14 protein-coding genes and 1 pseudogene are annotated in these 18122 nt (G+C 54.6%); 5 read left to right on the top strand and 10 right to left on the bottom strand.

Features of this window, described 5'->3' with window-relative positions; all coding sequences use genetic code 11:
* Positions 1-81 precede the first annotated feature (81 nt).
* From ACN0TS_RS16075 to ACN0TS_RS16065, 3 genes are read right to left on the bottom strand one after another with little or no spacing between them, the layout of a single operon-like run.
* Complete coding sequence (locus ACN0TS_RS16075) at positions 82-1359, bottom strand: TRAP transporter large permease (RefSeq protein ID WP_417260379.1); 1278 nt, start codon at positions 1357-1359, stop codon at positions 82-84.
* A gap of 14 nt (positions 1360-1373) precedes the next feature.
* Positions 1374-1955 carry a TRAP transporter small permease gene (locus ACN0TS_RS16070; protein WP_417260378.1) on the bottom strand — a complete coding sequence of 194 codons (582 nt, stop codon included), beginning with the start codon at positions 1953-1955 and terminating at the stop codon, positions 1374-1376.
* A gap of 23 nt (positions 1956-1978) precedes the next feature.
* Positions 1979-2950: a sialic acid TRAP transporter substrate-binding protein SiaP gene (locus ACN0TS_RS16065; protein ID WP_417260377.1), complete on the bottom strand. Its 972-nt coding sequence runs from the start codon at positions 2948-2950 to the stop codon at positions 1979-1981.
* A gap of 164 nt (positions 2951-3114) precedes the next feature.
* Between ACN0TS_RS16065 and ACN0TS_RS16060 the strand changes: the two genes are divergently transcribed.
* From ACN0TS_RS16060 to ACN0TS_RS16045, 4 genes and pseudogenes are all read left to right on the top strand, one after another.
* Positions 3115-3903 (top strand): GntR family transcriptional regulator, encoded by a 789-nt coding sequence (locus tag ACN0TS_RS16060; protein ID WP_417260376.1) that lies wholly within the window; start codon positions 3115-3117, stop codon positions 3901-3903.
* 131 nt (positions 3904-4034) lie between these two features.
* Positions 4035-4784: a metallophosphoesterase family protein gene (locus ACN0TS_RS16055; protein ID WP_417260375.1), complete on the top strand. Its 750-nt coding sequence runs from the start codon at positions 4035-4037 to the stop codon at positions 4782-4784.
* A 107-nt stretch (positions 4785-4891) separates the two neighbouring features.
* A pseudogene (locus ACN0TS_RS16050) lies at positions 4892-6160 on the top strand (GumC family protein); the annotation flags it as partial.
* A gap of 168 nt (positions 6161-6328) precedes the next feature.
* Positions 6329-6973 carry a tyrosine-protein kinase family protein gene (locus ACN0TS_RS16045; protein ID WP_417260400.1) on the top strand — a complete coding sequence of 215 codons (645 nt, stop codon included), beginning with the start codon at positions 6329-6331 and terminating at the stop codon, positions 6971-6973.
* A gap of 100 nt (positions 6974-7073) precedes the next feature.
* On the opposite strand, the gene ACN0TS_RS16040 is transcribed toward ACN0TS_RS16045, so the two are convergent.
* The 4 genes from ACN0TS_RS16040 to ACN0TS_RS16025 form a co-directional block, all read right to left on the bottom strand.
* A complete protein-coding gene (locus ACN0TS_RS16040) occupies positions 7074-8951 on the bottom strand; it encodes a polysaccharide biosynthesis protein (RefSeq protein WP_417260374.1) in 1878 nt (625 codons plus the stop codon).
* 93 nt (positions 8952-9044) lie between these two features.
* A complete protein-coding gene (locus tag ACN0TS_RS16035) occupies positions 9045-10313 on the bottom strand; it encodes a polysaccharide biosynthesis/export family protein (protein WP_417260373.1) in 1269 nt (422 codons plus the stop codon).
* A gap of 359 nt (positions 10314-10672) precedes the next feature.
* The gene (locus ACN0TS_RS16030; protein ID WP_417260399.1) at positions 10673-11782 is read right to left on the bottom strand and encodes a ParB/RepB/Spo0J family partition protein; all 1110 of its coding nucleotides are present in this window, start codon (positions 11780-11782) and stop codon (positions 10673-10675) included.
* Positions 11775-13085 (bottom strand): AAA family ATPase, encoded by a 1311-nt coding sequence (locus tag ACN0TS_RS16025; protein ID WP_417260372.1) that lies wholly within the window; start codon positions 13083-13085, stop codon positions 11775-11777. Before ACN0TS_RS16025 ends, ACN0TS_RS16030 begins: the two co-directional genes overlap by 8 nt.
* Positions 13086-13765: 680 nt before the next feature.
* On the opposite strand from ACN0TS_RS16025, the gene ACN0TS_RS16020 reads away from it, so the two are divergent.
* Positions 13766-14323 carry a DnaA N-terminal domain-containing protein gene (locus tag ACN0TS_RS16020; RefSeq protein WP_417260371.1) on the top strand — a complete coding sequence of 186 codons (558 nt, stop codon included), beginning with the start codon at positions 13766-13768 and terminating at the stop codon, positions 14321-14323.
* 112 nt (positions 14324-14435) lie between these two features.
* Here ACN0TS_RS16020 and ACN0TS_RS16015 read toward each other — a convergent pair whose 3' ends face one another.
* The 3 genes from ACN0TS_RS16015 to ACN0TS_RS16005 all read right to left on the bottom strand — a co-directional run bounded on the left by ACN0TS_RS16015 (position 14436) and on the right by ACN0TS_RS16005 (position 17589).
* On the bottom strand, positions 14436-15194 hold the full coding sequence (locus tag ACN0TS_RS16015; RefSeq protein ID WP_417260370.1) for an SDR family NAD(P)-dependent oxidoreductase: 759 nt from the start codon (positions 15192-15194) through the stop codon (positions 14436-14438).
* Entirely contained in the window at positions 15191-16519 is a 1329-nt protein-coding gene (hisD, locus tag ACN0TS_RS16010) for a histidinol dehydrogenase (RefSeq protein ID WP_417260369.1), read from the bottom strand. Before hisD ends, ACN0TS_RS16015 begins: the two co-directional genes overlap by 4 nt.
* Positions 16520-16605: 86 nt before the next feature.
* Positions 16606-17589: a LacI family DNA-binding transcriptional regulator gene (locus ACN0TS_RS16005; RefSeq protein WP_417260368.1), complete on the bottom strand. Its 984-nt coding sequence runs from the start codon at positions 17587-17589 to the stop codon at positions 16606-16608.
* Positions 17590-18122 lie beyond the last annotated feature (533 nt).

Genomic DNA, 18122 nt, shown 5'->3' with positions numbered 1-18122 from the left:
CCGCCGCCCGTCACAAAAATCATGACGGGCGACGGCTATTGATGTGCTCTACTAAACCAATGTGAAAACTGGAAAAGCGCTCTATCGGTAAATGGTTTCCGGCAGCCACATCGACAAGGCAGGGACAAAGGTCAACAACAGCAACACCATCACCAAGGGAACGAGGAACGGTGCTGTCGCAGTCACACAACGCTCAAACGGCACGTCCGAAACCTTGGCCAGAACATAGAGCACCAAGCCAACAGGCGGCGTCAGCAACCCGATCATCAAGTTCAAAATCAAAATGATTCCGAAATGAACGGGATCAATACCGATCTGCATCGCAACAGGGAGCAGCACTGGAGTCAAAATGGTGATCGCGGCCAAGGTTTCCATGAAACACCCGACGATGAGAACGATCACCATAATGATCAGAAGAATGGCAACTCGATTATCGGTGAAGCCCAACATGGACTCTGCAAAGGACTGTGCGACCTGATTTGCCGTAAGAATCCAGGCAAAAATCGACGACGCCGCGACAATCATCATAATCGAGGCTGTCGTTTCAACCGTATCCATCGACACCCGCAAAATACGTTTCAGGTTGAGAGTGCGATACACAAACAGCCCCAAGAACAACGAGTAGGCGACAGCTGCAACAGCGGCTTCGGTTGGGGTAAATATACCGGTGAGAATCCCACCGACAATGATCATCGGTGTGAACAACGGCAAGATTGCGTGCCACAGTGTTGTCAGGAACAAGCGGACTTGGAACCGTTCATCGCGTGGATAGTTTCTAATCTTGGCAAAGATAGCGACCATAAGCATGAGCGCGAACGCCATGAGTAGCCCCGGGATCAGACCGGCGGCAAACAACTGACCGATAGAAGTGTCTGCAATCACGCCGTAAACCACCAATGGCAAAGACGGCGGAATAATCGGCCCGATGGTCGAAGATGCAGCCGTAATGCCTACCGAGAAATCAGTATCATAGCCAGCTTCGCGCATCGCCTTTATCTCGATGTTACCGAGCCCTCCGGCATCAGCAACAGCCGCACCGGACATGCCGGCGAAGATCACGCTGGCGCCGACATTGACGTGCCCCAATCCGCCATACATCCAGCCCACGGTCGCGCGCGCAAATGCGAAAATCTTGGTGGTGATGCCCGCCGAATTCATCAAATGGCCTGCCATGATAAAAAACGGCACCGCGATCAAGGGGAAGGAGTTAATCCCGTTGACCATGTTGTGCAGCACAACAACGCTGGGCAGACCATCGAGCATGATAAAAACCAACGATGAAATTCCAAGAGCCACCGCCACCGGCGCGCCAGCAATCAGCAACAGGAACAAGAGAACAAAGAGAAGGATAAGTGTCATCGGAATGCCGCCTGTCAGTTGGTTACGTCGTGGAGTGAATGCTCTTCAAGCTCGCGCAGAACATCCTCAGGGGATTGGCGCATCTTGCGTACGAGCCAATAGATGGAGAACACCGTCATTGCCGCGAGGGACACAGCAACGCCCCAGTAGAGCAGGCTTTTCGGAATTTCGACCGATGCCATTTTGGTTCTTGTCTTCTGTGCCAACTCCACTGCCAGCCATGTAAGGTAGCCGTAGAACAAGGTCGAACACAGCTCCATCAGTACCGCCAACCACTTACCAGCGCTCGGTGACAGATAACGATAAAAGAATTCGAGAAAGATGTGCGTCCCCTTGCGGGTGACCGAAATGGCGCCCAAGAACGCAACCAAAATCAGGATGTATCGCGCGATTTCCTCGGTCCATGCCAAGCTGTCATTGAGCACGTAACGTGTGAAGAATTGAAGGAATACGATTGCCGCCAAGAACCATAAAGCAATCAGTCCCGGCAGATCAGTGAGACCGAAATCAGAGGTATCGACCTCTGAATCGGTGAACGTGATGTCGGGGCGCGTCTCTTCCGCGCGCCCCTCCACCGACTGTTTGTGAGTATTCATATCTGACATTCAGTTGAAAGAGCTTACAGCTCGCCAAGCCGACGGAACTGTTCCATCGTGTATGGAACATCATCGCCAGTCAGCATCGGACGCACCGCATCTTGGAACGGCCCTTTATCAACTTCGTTTACCGTGATGCCCTGCTCGCGGAACCACGCAACCAGATCAAGCTCTGATTGATAGATCTCTTTCGACACTTTTAGTGCAGCATCTTCCAAAACCTCACGTACAATTGCCTCGTCATCGCCAACACGATCAAGCGCATTGTCCGAGGCAATCACGAGCAACGAATTCAAAATGTGGCCTGTCAGGTTAATGTTCGACTGAACCTCGTAGAACTTTTTGAACTTGATAGTTGGCAGCGGGTTTTCTTGGGCATCAACCACACCTTGCTGAAGTGCGAGGTAAACCTCGGAGAAGGCCATCGGCGTCGGGTTGGCGCCAACCGCATTCGGGAACATCAACATAACAGGAGAGTTCGGAACACGAATTTTCAGCCCTTCCATATCCGAAGGCTTCAAAATTGGCTTGTTGGAGGTCACGTGACGCTGACCGTAGTAAACGAGACCAAGCACCTGGTTCCCTGTCGCGTCGTGATAACCTTCAGACAGTTCGGAAAACAAATCGCTTGAACGATACGACAGCCAGTGATCCCAACCGCGCATGATGAACGGATAGTCAGAGATCGCAATCGGACCGTAATAGCGCTCAACAAAACTTGGACCTGTGTAGATGATATCAACCGAACCAAGACCGAGCCCTTCGTTGATCTCGACCTCTTTACCCAGAGTTGAGGCAGGGAAAACGTCGATGTCCACGCGGCCTTCGGTGCGCTTGTTGATCTCATCAGCGGCCCACTCAGCAACTTGGTGGTATGCGGAACCGGTTTCATAGACGTGAGCCCATTTCAGTGTTTCCGCCGCAAAGGCTGCTGTTGTGCCAGACAGCATGATGCACCCAGCCGTTAAAATTGAAGCAAAATTTCGTATCGACATCTTTCTCTCCCTTAACGCCCTTCGATGGGCTGATCTGACCGTCTATCTGATCGTCCTCCCGACGTAGTTGACGGTATGTTGCATATCTAATATACAAGTTAAGGCAAAAGACAAGGCACTTTTGCAGCGGCTCCTTTTCTGAAGTAAGTGGATACCCTGAATGAATGACCCAAACAGAAAGTAACTTTCAGGTGCCAAAACACAGAAAACGCGCGCAAAACACAGCGCCCACTGGCCGCGTACGATTCCCATTAGGTGCCGCGCCAACATTGGCTCAGAGCCAGTATCAGAAAATTCGCAACGACATCATTTCCATGGCCCTCCCCCCGGGGACGCCCATCTCGGAAACAGAACTTGCTGCACAATCCGGTGTCAGCCGCACCCCGATACGCGAAGCCATCTTGCGACTCGCGCGCGAGAACCTTGTGGAAGTGGTCCCGAAGTCAGGCACATTCGTCGCCCGCATTCCCGTCTCGGCCCTTCCAGAGGCGCTAATTGCCCGCTGCGCACTAGAATGTGCGACCGCCCGCGCTGCCGCGCAAGTGGCATCGCGTAGTCAAATTCTTGAACTCCATGCGCTTCTGGAGCGACAGCGCGAACTGGCCGCGCAAGGCGACATGCCAAACTTTCACCTTGCAGACGAAGACTTTCACGAGCACGTCGCCGTGATCGGCGGGCTTCCCGGACTTTGGACGATGATCCAGAACATCAAGCTGCAAGTTGATCGTTTCCGCCGCCTAACCCTTCCTGAAGTCGGACGCATGACGATGGTAATCGAAGAACACGCGGCAGTTGTTGCTGCGATCGAGGCTCGCGACACCGCAAGCGCAAGCGCAAGCGCAGCCATGGAGCACCACCTGACGGGCCTGCAATTACACGTCAAATCTGTCGTGGAGGCGCACCCCGACTACTTTATCCACGACACGGATCTTAACTCTTTACTCCACATCTAAACACTCCGAAGACACGATGAGCTCTGAAATTAGCAAAGATGTCGCGGGGAAAATCGTGGCATTTCCATTCGGAAACAGTTTAAAGAACGTCGCATCCTAGCGATCCTCGGTCTCAAAAGAAGGTTCATAAAATGGCAGGTTTCCTATCGCGCCTCTTTGGTAAATCACAAACGCCCGATCCGATCGTCGAGATTGAACCTCTGCCCCTTTCTGTCCCCTCCCCCATTGCCGCCATCGGCGACATTCACGGCTGCGCCACACTTGCATCCAAACTAGTCGCCACGCTCCACACCGATCACCCGAACGCACAGCTTCTTTTCGTTGGTGATTACATCGACCGCGGCGAGGAAAGCCGTCAGGTGATCGAGATGCTGATGGAGATGCCGGAGGCCACTTGCCTGATGGGCAACCACGAGCGCATGTGTCTGGATTTTCTTGATGCACCAGAGGAACGCGGCGCCCGTTGGTTGCGCAACGGCGGCCTTCAGACCATTGCAAGTTATGGCGTGTCGGGGACTCAAACCGAGATGACCAAAATGCGCGACGCGCTTGCACTCGCAATGGGTGACACGGTCATCAATTGGCTAGCCAACCGCCCGCTCTACGCCAAATTTGGCACCCTTTATGCGATCCACGCGGGGGCAGATCCGGCCCGCCCCATTGAGGAACAAGGCGAAAAACCTTTGATCTGGGGGCATCCACAATTTCGCAAACAACCACGCCTTGATGGCCATTGGATTGTGCATGGCCACACGATTGTCGATCAACCTTTGATAGAAGGAAGCCGCGTCAGTATTGATACGGGCGCCTATGCCACGGGACGCCTGACGGCTGCGGTCTTTTCCGGAGGCGACGTGGAATTCACACAGTCGCACCGGTAGGTTTCCACCTCAACACTTCCTTACTATGATTGATGTTTATGCGTGTCCTGATAAAAGCACACACAGGTGGCGAAGTATCACCGTAACGACAAAGAAAGGTCGAGTTTGTGGCAGATCAAAGTAATGAGTTTAATGATGAGATTGATCTTGGGGCGCTTTTGGGCACGCTTTGGCGCGGGAAGGTCACGATCATCATTTGCGCCATAGTCGCGCTATGCTTGGGGGTCGCATATGCGAAATTTGTCGCCGTTCCGATCTACACCTCGACCACCACGCTCGCCATAAAAGAGAATGGTCCATCGGTGATCGACATCGAGTCGGTGATGTCTGGCGTCTCCTCTGACAGTGACTCTCTCAACACCGAAATTGAAGTTCTCAAATCACGCGATCTGCTTGAGCGCCTCTCGGCCGAACTCGATCTGGTCAATGATCCGGAATTCAATCCGACCATCCGGCCGAAATCGTTCATCGGTAGCCTCTTGGGGGGTGATGATCAGACCTACACAGAGCAAGAAATTACCAACAAGATCGTTGAAAACCTCGGACGTGCAATTTCTGCATCCGTGCGGCGGTCGACCTTCATCATCTCGATTTCTGTCACGACACAGAATGCCGAAAAGTCAGGGAAAATCGCCAATGCTCTGGCACAACTTTATCGCGAAGACCAAATTCGCGTGAAGTTTGAAACTTTGGAAGATGCCGTCACATGGCTCTCGGCGCGCGTGGTGGAACTGAAGGCAGAATTGCAAACGCGCAATGACGAACTCAAAATCCAGACAGCCGAAGCGGACTATATCAACGACGAGGGCCTACAGGCGCTGAACCTTCAGGTGCGCGAACTTCGTGAACGCCTCATCAGTGAACAAAACGACGCCAACCGCGCCATCGCCCGCCTCACCGAGTTGAAAGCCGTCGCTGCCTCTGGCGATATCGACGCCATCCTGACCCTCACGCAAGATCAGGTTCTGCGCCGCCTGTCCACCCAAGGAGCCCCCACAACGGTACTGGCCGAAGGGAGCGAATTTAACGCACGCCTCGACCTTCTCATTGAGAGTGCTGCAAAAGACGTCGAGCGCGGCAACGCACAGGTTGCCGCCATCACCTCAACTATTGAAGACATGGAAGCACGCGTTGATGAACAGGCCACCATGTTGGCCGAATTGCAGCGCCTACAACGCGAAATCGATACGACATCGGTGCTTTACGATACTTTCCTGACGCGATTGAAAGAAACCACGATCCAGCAAGGCATCCAACAGCCCGATGCCCGTGTGCTGTCCACCGCCATCGACGGTAGAAAAGTCGCCCCCCGCACCAGCATGATTGCAGCGCTCTCCCTGATCCTCGGCCTCATGGTCGGCGCAGGTGTTGTCTTGATGCGAGAAATGCGCGCCAATGGCTTCCGCAATGCAGACGAGCTACAGCAATCCACTGGGGTGCAAGTTATCGGTCAGATTCCTGTCTTCCCGATGACGGCTCGCACCGATCTTATCAAATATCTCAAAGACAAGCCGACCTCGCCTGCGGTTGAGGCGGTGCGAAACCTGCGGACGTCGCTTCTTCTATCCAATGTCGACAATCCGCCACAGGTCATCATGTCCACCTCGACCATCCCCGGCGAAGGCAAAACCACGCAGGCGATCTCCCTGGTGCAAAACCTCACCGGCATGGGCAAGTCTGTGCTGTTGATCGAGGGCGACATCCGCCGCCGCACCCTCGACAACTACTTCAAATCCGAGGCCGGTGAACATGGTCTCCTCTCCGTCGTCTCGGGCGATGTCACACTCAAGGACGCCATCGTCAAAAGCGAGCACCTCGGCGCTGACATTCTCATGGGTCAGGTCTCCCACATCAACGCCGCCGACATCTTTTCCTCGGATAAATTTGTAGCCTTCCTCACGGAGATGCGCGCGCTCTACGACTACATCATCATCGACACGCCTCCCGTTCTCGTGGTCCCCGATGCCCGCGTCATCGGCCAGCATTGCGACGCGATCATGTATACGGTCAAATGGGACAGCACGACCAAGACCCAACTCCTTGCCGCCCTGCGCGAGCTTGCAACCGTGAACCTCACACCCACCGGCCTCGTCCTGTCCCAGATCGACCCCAAGGGCATGAAGAAATACGGCTATGGCGAATCCTACGGCGCCTATTCAAGCTACGGCGGCGGGTATTACGACGCTTAGGTCCCCTACCCTACCAGACAACAAAAAGCCCCCGACGCGATATGTGTCGGGGGCTTTCTTTTGGGTGGCGTCGATCCGCACCGCCAGCGGAGCGAAACGCTTATGTGTCTTGAGCGGGCTGATGATACCCTTCGACACGCGCTTGGATGACCTCACGCAACTGATTGCTATCATCCACCTCAATGGCGGCTGAAATCTCTTGCAGCATGGCCGTAACGTCGGCCTGTGACAGCATGTTCTCTTGAGCGCGCATAATTTTCGGATGTGGCGTGGCGACAAGACTGTCGTCATCAATCAAAAGCTCTTCATAGAGTTTCTCACCAGGGCGCAGCCCCACCACCTTGATCTCGATATCGCCCTCACCCGTCTCGGGATCTTTGACGGTGCGGCCGGACAGATTAATCATGCGACGTGCAATGTTGATGATTTTCTGTGGCTTACCCATGTCGAGCACGAACAAATCGCCACCCTCCGCATAGGCCCCCGCGAGAAGCACCAAACGGCTGGCCTCTGGAATTGTCATAAAGAACCGTGTGACCTCTTCATGCGTCACTGTGACCGGTCCGCCCGCGCGAATTTGAGACTCGAAAAGAGGAAGAACCGAACCGGATGACCCCAAAACATTCCCGAAACGCACCATGGAAAACTTGGTATCCGTGCTGCGTGTCTGTAGGTCTTGCACGACCAATTCAGCCATGCGTTTGGTCGACCCCATGATATTGGTCGGACGAACCGCCTTGTCCGTCGAGATAAGAATAAACCGCTCGATCTTTTCCTCTAATGCCACCTCGGCCACGGTCTTTGTCCCAAGGACATTGTTCCGCGCACCTTCAAGCTCGTTCTCTTCCACCAGAGGCACATGCTTATAGGCGGCGGCGTGCAGGATGATCTCGACCCCCTCTTCACGGACCAACGCCTGCACGCGCTGGCGATCCGTCACCGAGCCCAACCGTGTCACAATCTCCAAAGACAGCCCCATTTGAGCAGCAAGCGCTCGCAGGTCCCGATCAATCGCATAGAGTGCAAATTCACTGCGCTCGAACAAAACGATCTTGGCAGGCGTGCAATTCAACAATTGGCGACACAGCTCAGAACCGATTGATCCGCCTGCCCCCGTCACCATCACCGTGCGCCCTGCATAGGCCTTCGCGATTTCCGGGATATCAAGCGCAACCTTCTCGCGCCCCAGTAGCTCGTCGGGCGTCACAGGGCGCAGCGCGTTGATCATGCCACCGTCAGCCATGATGTCGACGTATGACGGCAACACCATAACTTCGACCGACATCTTAGCCAAACGCTTGACGATCACAGACCGAACATCTTGGCCAATTGAGGGCATCGCAACAAGAACACGCTCAATCCGGTGCTTTTCGATCAGGCTCTCAAGACTATCCTTGCCGTAAACATGCAGACCATTGATCAAAAGCCCATATAGGTTCGGGTTATCGTCAATAAAAAACATCGGCCGCGCTTCACGGGATTGACGTAACGCCGCCGCCAGTTGGATGCCCGCCGATCCGGCGCCATAAATGGCCACTGGGACACGCGCCTTACGCTCCCCCCCCATCGTAATCAAAAGAGAAAGCACACTCACACGGGCCAGCACCGCCAACAAAAAGAATAGCGCCCCAAAAATCAAAGGAACGGACCGCGGCCCTGGTAAATCCAAGATAAAGCACACCGACATTGCAGAGAGTGACAGCAAAATGGCCGTCGCCCCCAAGCGCAAAATTACGCCATGTTCCATCGCATGGAGTTTGACACGCGGCAGGCGCATCACATTCAAAATAACCCCGCCAATGACAACCATGGACGCAAATAAAATCCAGTTGTCTTTCACCATCGGGAGCGGGAAGAACATGCCATAGCGCAAAGCATGTGCCGCAAAAAGACTAACGACAATCAGCGCCAAATCCATCGCGAACAAAATCATACGTTTCGTTTTGCGCGGAAGCGCCAACAGTCGTTCAACAAACATTATTTACTCACTTCGCAGAATTGATTTCTACAATGACTGATTTACTAACCTATTGCTTCTCTTCTTCCCAAACTTAGCCGATCAATTGCGCACCTACAGCGCGTCCGCGCCTTGGTTCAGGAGGATTGGGAGAGCCTGTTGGAGCGCCCTGCCCCATGTCGTAATCGGTTGGGCTTTTACAAAAATAATGTCATTTGGCCGCAGCTCTAAACGCGATGCCATCGTTAAATTCACGACATTCTTGGCATTGAGGTGATAGGCTATGACCTGTTCATCTTCCGCTGGCCGCAAAACATAGATCTGCGCAGGGTTCCCTGTGGTTGTTGAGAACCCGCCCGTTTCAAACAAAATCTCGGACAGGCTCGCCGTGCGCTCGAAAGGCAGCGGCACAAGGGATTGCTTTGCCACCTCACCGACGAGGAACACATGATCGCGCTCAACGGCATTGGCAGCCAACTGCGCATTGAATATCTCGCGGCGCTCTGACAGCTCGGCGCGACGCATGGAGATTTCGGATTGCAGTTCGGCCAAAGCCGCCGTCCGCGCCCGCTGTCGCAGGTCCAGTGCATTGATAGCTTGCTCGTAATACGCCTGTGCTTTGGTCAGGTCATAATCCGTATCGACGTAAACACTATCACCGTCTGCCAGTTTGGTTTTCTGCAAACTTGGCGTCGAGAAGTAATCATCGAGCGGAATTTGATAGAGCGTGCCATCGCGGTAAATGCGAATGACGCCAAACTCATTGTTCTTGAGCGTAATACCACCCGCAGCAGTAATCGCCTGATCAAGGTGCAACGCCGACAGTGTAATTGGCACGATGACAGAATTCGCAACAGCGCCGCCAATGCTTGCGCGCTTGGAGTTAAATTCCGCTACCTCGAGACTAAACTCAGGGTTCAGCTGGTTTTGCACCAGGCGTTGAAAAATTTGGTCTTCCGCCTCTTCGACCGTCAGGCCCGCGATGGCGACGGCACCGACTTCGGGGATAGCAATCGCACCGTCATCACGCACCGTGTATCCTTGGCGTTGACGCTGCGCAGCCAAGAGACCCGTAAGTTGCTCTACCGAATTGCCCCCTGCCCGCGTCGCAAGAATGACGACATCGCCAATACCGATTTGATAAGGGCCCGATTGAACCTCTGGCGGCACGCGCAACACCATCTCGTCGGGCGGTGTCAGATTTGGAACCGTCGGAGCCTGAGGCAATGCGCCACGCCCGTGTACGGCGCCCCCTGCTCCGGCCGTCGCGAAAAACGCGGCAGGCAAAGCACGCGGCGTATAGCTTGACCGGTTTGCCACCTTGATATTCTCGGGCGTCAACGGCACCACACTCACATCCAGAGGCGTGTCCTCCGTACCCACTGTCTGCGCCGTATAGGTCACGCCACAAGAGCTAAGAAAAAGAACAGCGCAAAATGCGACCGAGAGACGAGTCAAAAACATGGGGCATCCAAACAGTGGCGAATATTTGTGCAGACCATAGTTTGTACGCCTCAATCTCGCCACTGTCGAATCGAGTTTATTTCGTCAAAACGCGACCAATTGTTGTAACAAGAGCACGGGACACAAACAGGCAAAAAGCTGCCTACGCAAAGCGGCAGTCGTTTCAGTTTGAATTGCTCCGCGCAAAACGAACAAAACGAGAACAGAATACCCTTTATTCTATGCCCCTAACGCGCGAAGCAGCACCTTCCCCGCGGGGAAGGTTACTCACATCAGCCCTATTCGATCTCGTCGAGCAGGCTTCGAACAGCCGATTCGAGCTTGCGCCGATCAATGGTCGAGAAATCGCGGTCGAGACGAATCTCCAACCGCCCTGCCCCCGCCGTACACTTGGCCTTGCCCTGCGCTCGCGCGATCTGAAATGTTGTCTTGGCCTTCGGCAATGACGTCCGCCCCCCCTGCCCTTTCGGCGCAGGAGTTGCCGCCTCTTTGGCATCCATAACGCCCGCATAGCGCCGCAACAGGTCCAACTCCTCCCGCACCGTTCGAGAGTCTAATGGGCCGAGTTCGGCTCTAATTGCGCCCGCAATAGACGGGTCCGCATCCAGTTGAGCAGCGAGCGCTAGGCCAAGAGAGCGCGGCATGTGTTGGGCAAATTTAAGATCATCACCGAGCAGCGACATCACGCGAATGAACGTCCGAATATACGAGCGCTTCTGATACCCCGCAGACTGGAACAGAGTTGCAACCGCCTTGTCTGGATCATTCTCTGCCGTCGCAGGATCAGCCGCATAGTGAATGGCAAGCTGCGCCATCTCGGCAAAGGAGATATCCTTGCGCACGAGGTTCTCATCGACCATCTGACGGTACAGGGTTTCCAAGGCCTCCCCCGTCGCGGCAACTCCGGCAGGAATCGCGCCCCACGCATCAGTGTTGCCCGTTTCAGCCAAGAGATGCTTGTAGGCACTCAGGCGCCGAAACCCCTGCACCAACTCATAGCGCCCATCCTCACGCGCCTCGACACGGATCGGGTTGGACAGGCCAATCTCCTTGATCGACGCAACCAATTCGGCCAGTTCAAAGTCGTCTCCCTTAACGCGGTCGCGGGTCAACTTGTAGGTCTCGATCTTGTCGAGCGGGATCATTTCCGCTACAAGACCGAGCCCCTTGAGCCGCACATGTTCATGGGCCAAGGCGTCATTCTCGGCACGGATCTTCGCGGCAACTTCTTCACGCTCGCGCAGGCTGCCCGCATTCTCGGTGATTGCGGCGGCCATAGGACCACGGCGCTTTGGCTCGGATGGGGAAGCGACCTTCCCCGCGGGGAAGGTATCAACTTCAACGTCATCGGGAAGATCGATGTCAAATACGCGGCGTTTTTTACTCATCATTCGTCTCCACCTTTTCCCACGCGGTCAGCGCTGTTTGCTTGAACTCGTCATAAGCCCGATCGAACGTAGCCCGCGCACGACGCCAAGTTTCGCGCGTCATATCGCGATAGTCGATCTCATAGACCGAACTCAAAAACCGTCCCGACTGCTCGACTGCGCGAGTCATTTCAATCGGGTGCTCCGCCATTCTCTCGCCAAAGACCTTTCGGAAAGCTTCAAACATCGCACTGTGCAATTCGTTATTGGGCTCGTAGCGCGTCATGAGGAATTTGATGTCAGCAAAGGTCTTCGGCAACTTAACCTTCCCCGCGGGGAAGGACCCCGGATAGCCGTCCGACAAATCTCCCAATGCCTCGGCCAACTGACCGATAAACGACGTTGTGGAATCGTATTCCCAGTAGCCAGGGCCAGACGGGACATAAAGCATGTCCGCAGCGAACACGGCATTCATCGACTGATAGCCAATAGCAGGCGGGCAATCGAAAATGATCAAATCGTAGGCATCATCAGGCAGGGAGTCGAGGTAGCGCGACATGGCTGCGAAGAACGTCCACTCGGGATTGAGGTGACGGTACTGGGCAGAGGCAAACTCGACGAAGGCGGCATTGGCACAGGACGGCACAATATCGATGGTCGACCATGCCGTAGCCTGAATGAAATCAGCGACACGCAACTGATCGAGACCAAGATCACGGATCGACGACGGAATACGCCGTTGGGGCAGGGCGGTCCCACTTGCAGCCCCCTGAGAAGAGGCATTCATACGGTCCGTTTCGCGGATCAAATCCCGCGCCATGATGCCCCAAACGGTGTGATCTTCGGAGACACTATTCAGGCCCATAGAGTGTGACAGCGTGGCCTGCGGGTCGAAATCGACACAAAGCACGCGGTAACCGTCGAGGGCTGCGGCATGAGCGAAGTGCAGGGCAACGGTGGACTTACCCGCCCCGCCTTTGAAGTTCGCGATGGCGGCGCGGAAGGCACGTTTGCCTGCAGGGCGCGGCGGCATAAGGGTCTTGCGGTTCACCTTCATCTTGCGGCGCAGCTCATTGATTTCATCAAGAGAGAACCACCGCTGACGGCCATCCGCCTCAACTTCCCCGCCGGGAAGGTCTGGCTCCGCGGCCAAGCGACCACGGAAGGTCGATTGATTGATCTTGAAGATCAGCTCAGACACCTCCCAAGACGAGAAGCGCCGAAGCGTCTTTTCCATCTCGGGACTAAAGGTCTGCTTGCGGATCCAGCTTTGCATTTTGAGCGACTGCGCCTGTAGTCGTTCAAGATCTTCATGAGTGTACATCAGCGAATAGCCTCTTTTGCGGACGTAGATTATTTACATATCCTGAAATACGCGGGATTTGCCAAAATTGCAAAAGAGAAGTTACAATCTGGCGAAACAAACAAACCCAGACAAAAAAAGCCATAAGAACAGGGCAGGGGGCGATTCGGGGACCAGACGGACAAAACCCGCTGTCTCGCGCCAATCCCCCTAGTTCGCGACACTAGATTTAGGGGGACAGGAGGAGTACCCTACCGACAAATAGGGTGACAAAACTCGCGGATAAGGTGACATCCAGGCTGTCCCCCAATACCATTGATACCAATTTATCTTTTGAAGATTTGATTTTAGAATTTAGAAAATCCACGGGCTCGACCACTCCGCTCTTGACAGAATCGACGCACTGGACGCAAATGGCGTAGATCGAGCAAATAGCGTTGGGTTTACCGAAGTCAGCCATTTCAAACGGCAGGTCGGTCTTAAATCTTATCTCTTTCTATAGTGCTCGGCGTTCTAAACGGGGCACAAGTTCCCGATATCGAGGCAGCCTTGAACCCAAGGCAATGAGTGAGGGCACGGATTTGCGCGTAGCAAAGGCAGTCGGGCAAAACGCCTCGGCTCGGAAATATGACATTCTCACAGTATTGGCGACCTATGCACTGTCACAAGACAAGCATCTCCAGCGTCGCGTATTGAGACTAATGTCTCTGATTACAGCGCGCTACAACTGGCAGCGCGATGAGCTTTGTGTTGGCCAAGCAGAGATCGCAAAGATGTGGTCAGTAGATCAGCGGACCGTAAAGCGTGAAATGGCGAAGTTCCGTGCTTTGGGCTGGTTGGTTGAGAAACGCGCCGGTGTGCGGGGTAGGGTGGCCGTCTATGGTTTGGATGTAGCCGTGATTATGGCCGATACCAAAGCGACGTGGGAGAACGTCGGGCCTGATCTCGTGGAACGTCTCACACCTAGCGTCGCGCCACAGGACAGCGGCAACGTCGTGGCCTTCTCAAAGGGTCTAACGCCTGCATTCGGGTCTGATGTATGGGGAAAGGCCCAAGCCGAGCTCTACCGTATCTCACCGCATATCGTGGACAACTGGCTCAAAGATGCCAAGGTAATCGAGGAAGGGCAGGGGGCCTTAACACTCATGGTCCCAAGCAAATTTTTCAAAGACTATATCGAGAAAAATCTCATACAGCGCATCGAAGGTGTTGTGAGACGCATAGACCCCACAATTGGCCGGATTAGGGTCGAATTTTAAACTCGTCTGTTGGAATGCGGATGGCGCAGCGCGAGCGTCTTTTTACGCCCACGGATGGCGTGGCCACCCGGTGATCCGTCGGACGAAATACGTTCAGGTTAACATTGCAGGGCTAGTCGGCCGTCCATCCACCGTCGAGCATCAGTGCGCTACCAGTCATCATAGACGACGCGTCGGAGCCAAGGAACACCGCGGCTCCGGCAACGTCTTCAACCTGCCCGATCCGGCCCAATTTGATTTTGTCGAGAACGGAAGCCTTGAAATCGGGGTCATTTAAGAATGGTTTGGTCATCGGTGTCTCAATAAAGGTTGGGCAGATGGTGTTGACTCGAATACCTTTGGGGCCAAGTTCGACAGCGAGTGCCTTGGTAAAGCCCTCGATAGCCCATTTGGAGGCGCAATAAAGCGTGCGGTTGGCTGCGCCGACGTGGCCCATCTGAGACGACATATTAATGATTGAGCCTGGCACGTGTGCGGCAACCATAGCGGTCGACACCGCTTTGGCGGCAAAGATCGCCGCCTTCACGTTGAGGTCGAACACCGTGCCGTAATCGTCCTCGGTTACATCGGAGAGGGGTTTGGGTCGGTTGGTTCCTGCGTTGTTGACGAAAATATCGACAGGCGGGAGGTTCGCTACGAGAGCAGCGAAACCGGCGATATCGGTCACATCAGAGACCAAAGGCGAGGCTTTGTCACCCTGAGCCCGCAAGCTATGCGCCAAACTCTCGATTTCGTCGTTGGTGCGTGCGCAAAGGATGACCTCCGCGCCTGCTTCGGCATAGGCCTCGGCGATGGCGCGGCCTATGCCGCGCCCCGCACCGGTGATCAGCGCCCGTTTTCCGTCCAGTCGGAAGGATGGCGCAACGCTCATTCTGCTGCCTCATGATGTGCTGCGGCGGTGCCATAGGGAACGTTGTGGCCGCCGTAGCGGCGTACGCGGACATTGCATTGTTCGGCATGGCCGACGAAACCTTCGAGCATACAGAGACGCGAGCCGTATGCGCCTACCAGAGCGGCGGCCTCGTCAGTGACGACGCGCTGGTAGCTGTGCGTTTTCAGGAATTTTCCGACCCAAAGCCCGCCAGTGTAACGTCCCGCTTTCTTGGTTGGCAAAGTATGGTTCGTGCCGATCACCTTGTCACCATTGGCTACGTTGGTACGCGGCCCTAGAAAGAGCGCCCCGTAGCTGTGCATGTTCTCAAGGAACCAATCGTCGCGGTCGGTCATGATCTGGACGTGCTCGGAGGCGATATCATTCGCGACCTTGAGCATTTCGTCATAAGTGTCGCATACGATCACTTCGCCATAGTCCGCCCAGCTGACCGATGCGGTGTCGCGGGTTGGTAAGATAGCGAGAATGCGGTCGATCTCGGCTAGCGTATCCTCGGCCAATTTGCGCGAGTTCGTCAACAAAACGGCGGGTGAATTATAGCCGTGCTCCGCTTGTCCCAGCAGGTCGGTCGCGCACAGTTCCGCGTCTACGGTTTCATCCGCAATGACCATTGTTTCGGTCGGTCCGGCGAAAAGATCAATGCCAACACGGCCGAACAACTGGCGCTTGGCTTCTGCAACGAAAGCGTTGCCAGGGCCAACAAGCATGTCCACGGGTTTGATGGTTTCGGTCCCGATTGCCATGCCGCCGACAGCTTGCATGCCCCCGAGGACGTAAATCTCATGGGCGCCGCCCATATGCATGGCGGCAACAATGGCGGGGTGGGGGGCGCCGTTCACGGGCGGGGCTGAGGCCACGATGCGCGGAACGCCCGCGACCGAGGCGGTTAGAACCGACATATGCGCGGAGGCAACCATAGGAAACTTGCCGCCCGGCACGTAACAGCCAACGGATTGGACCGGGATATTCTTATGGCCAAGGATCACGCCGGGTAGGGTTTCGACCTCCACATCTGTCATCGAGGCGCGTTGCGCTTCGGCAAAGCGTCGGATTTGTGCTTGAGCGAATTGGATGTCTTCCATGTCGCGTGTCGACACTTGTTGCATCGCCGCATCGATTTCGGACTGGCTCAGCAAAAAGCTCTGCGGCTCATATTTGTCGAATTTCGCGGATAGCTCGCGGATCGCTGCGTCGCCGCGGGTCTCGATATCCTTGAGGGTCGTTTCAACGATTCCGCGAACCTTTGCGTCATCTTCGGCGCGTTCTGTTTCAGGTTTGCCAGTCTTGAGATATGCGATTGCCATTGGGCTGTCCTTTCAAAAAGCATTTGGGACCACCTAGGCGAGATGCCAATCATTGTTCAATAATTGCATTTATGTTTGAAATTATTTCACGCACTATCCCGCTCAATCAGGCGAACAGGTGCGATACGTATTGTTCCATAAACCTCTGGATCGGACAGCTGCGCTTGAATGAGATCCAACGTGTCCGCAACCATTTGGCGGAGCGGCTGACGTACTGTCGTCAACCCGTAGGATGGCCATGAGGCCATCGGAATATCGTCGAACCCAATGACCGCTAGGTCCTCGGGAACACGCAGCCCCAAGACCCGCGCGGCATCAATGGCCGCCAGCGCCATAATGTCGTTGAGGCAGAAGAGTGCTTCGGGGCGGTCGTTTGCGATCAACAATTCTCGCGCCACTGTGAAAGCGACATCATAGTTGAACTCGCCAGAAACCGTCACCGAGAGCGGTATGTTGGCCTCTGCAAGTCGATCGCAAAATCCCCGATTTCGTTCCAGGTGGGTCGATGTATTGACCCGACCGCCAACCATGCCGATCTTTCTAAATCCAGATTTGATAAACTTTTCGGCGGCGAGCCGACCGCCACCGTAGTTGTCGCAGGTCACTGCGGTCATGCGCCGATCCGGTTGAACCCGGTTGAAAAGGATGACCGGCATGTTCTGCGCGCGGCAATCACGGGCCATGCGTGACGACATTAACGACGATGTTACGATGGCTGCTTCCGATTTGTAGTCCAAGACCTGTCTCAGGACGCTGTCCACGTCCTCTTGCGGCGGTACGGCATGCAAGATGAGTCGCCGTCCGGTCGCGTGAATCGCCTGCGACAACGCATTTGCCGCCAGCGGATAAAATGGATTGTCCATGTCTGCTGCGACTAACGTGATCGTCTTGTCTGCGAGGCGCGCGACGGCCTGCGCGGAGGGCGGCAAGTAACCTAGCTTGTTTGCGGCGGCCAAAACCCTGACCCGTTTGTCCTCGCTCAAAGATCGATCGTGACGGAATGCGCGGGACACAGCCGATCGCGAAACCCCCGCTTCAAGAGCGACGTCCGCCGCAGTCGTATTCCGCATAAATATCTCCTTGAAGAAAGGCGCTGTCTCAAGCTTTGAAATATTTCACGTCACATTTCATAAATTTCCATATCTCTCCACTCGGTTTTTACCAAGGGAAAAATGAGGGTACGAATGTTAAGATTGTATCAGCGCGCCAACAACGTAAACGGTCATAACAGGGTAGGGCGGCAAGTGCTCTGCGCCGCGCCCCCTTCGCAATATTGATCATTGAAATGGGAGAGAGGTCCACAAAAGTGGACCCGAGGGGATATTTTGGTATGTTGTTGATTTTAAGAGACAATTTTCGGGTAGCGTTGCATTCTGTCACAGGGTGTGACACGGGTATTGTTTAAAGTCAATGACTTACAGTTTGTCACATGTCACACCTAGGAATGTATATCATGCGCATATGTGTGCGTGCGTGCGCGTGTGCGCGTGTGTGTGTGTATACGTATATATTTATATCTGTGACTTGTGACAGATATATATAAATAGTTTCTTACTCATTGATTTATAAAGAAAAAACCATGTCACAGATTTTGTTACAGCCT

It is taken from the genome of Celeribacter sp. (assembly GCF_048266405.1).
Lineage (GTDB): Bacteria > Pseudomonadota > Alphaproteobacteria > Rhodobacterales > Rhodobacteraceae > Celeribacter.
This window is presented reverse-complemented; position numbering and strand designations above follow the sequence as displayed.

Excerpts from the sequence above, each read along its gene's own strand:
- ACN0TS_RS16030 (WP_417260399.1), bottom strand. The coding sequence starts at position 11,782 with ATGAGTAAAAAACGCCGCGTATTTGACATCGATCTTCCCGATGACGTT.
- ACN0TS_RS16025 (WP_417260372.1), bottom strand. The coding sequence starts at position 13,085 with ATGTACACTCATGAAGATCTTGAACGACTACAGGCGCAGTCGCTCAAA.
- ACN0TS_RS16070 (WP_417260378.1), bottom strand. The coding sequence starts at position 1,955 with ATGAATACTCACAAACAGTCGGTGGAGGGGCGCGCGGAAGAGACGCGC.
- hisD (WP_417260369.1), bottom strand. The coding sequence starts at position 16,519 with ATGGCAATCGCATATCTCAAGACTGGCAAACCTGAAACAGAACGCGCC.
- ACN0TS_RS16020 (WP_417260371.1), top strand. The coding sequence starts at position 13,766 with ATGTCTCTGATTACAGCGCGCTACAACTGGCAGCGCGATGAGCTTTGT.
- ACN0TS_RS16065 (WP_417260377.1), bottom strand. The coding sequence starts at position 2,950 with ATGTCGATACGAAATTTTGCTTCAATTTTAACGGCTGGGTGCATCATG.
- ACN0TS_RS16055 (WP_417260375.1), top strand. The coding sequence starts at position 4,035 with ATGGCAGGTTTCCTATCGCGCCTCTTTGGTAAATCACAAACGCCCGAT.
- ACN0TS_RS16060 (WP_417260376.1), top strand. The coding sequence starts at position 3,115 with ATGACCCAAACAGAAAGTAACTTTCAGGTGCCAAAACACAGAAAACGC.
- ACN0TS_RS16075 (WP_417260379.1), bottom strand. The coding sequence starts at position 1,359 with ATGACACTTATCCTTCTCTTTGTTCTCTTGTTCCTGTTGCTGATTGCT.
- ACN0TS_RS16040 (WP_417260374.1), bottom strand. The coding sequence starts at position 8,951 with ATGTTTGTTGAACGACTGTTGGCGCTTCCGCGCAAAACGAAACGTATG.
- ACN0TS_RS16015 (WP_417260370.1), bottom strand. The coding sequence starts at position 15,194 with ATGAGCGTTGCGCCATCCTTCCGACTGGACGGAAAACGGGCGCTGATC.
- ACN0TS_RS16005 (WP_417260368.1), bottom strand. The coding sequence starts at position 17,589 with ATGCGGAATACGACTGCGGCGGACGTCGCTCTTGAAGCGGGGGTTTCG.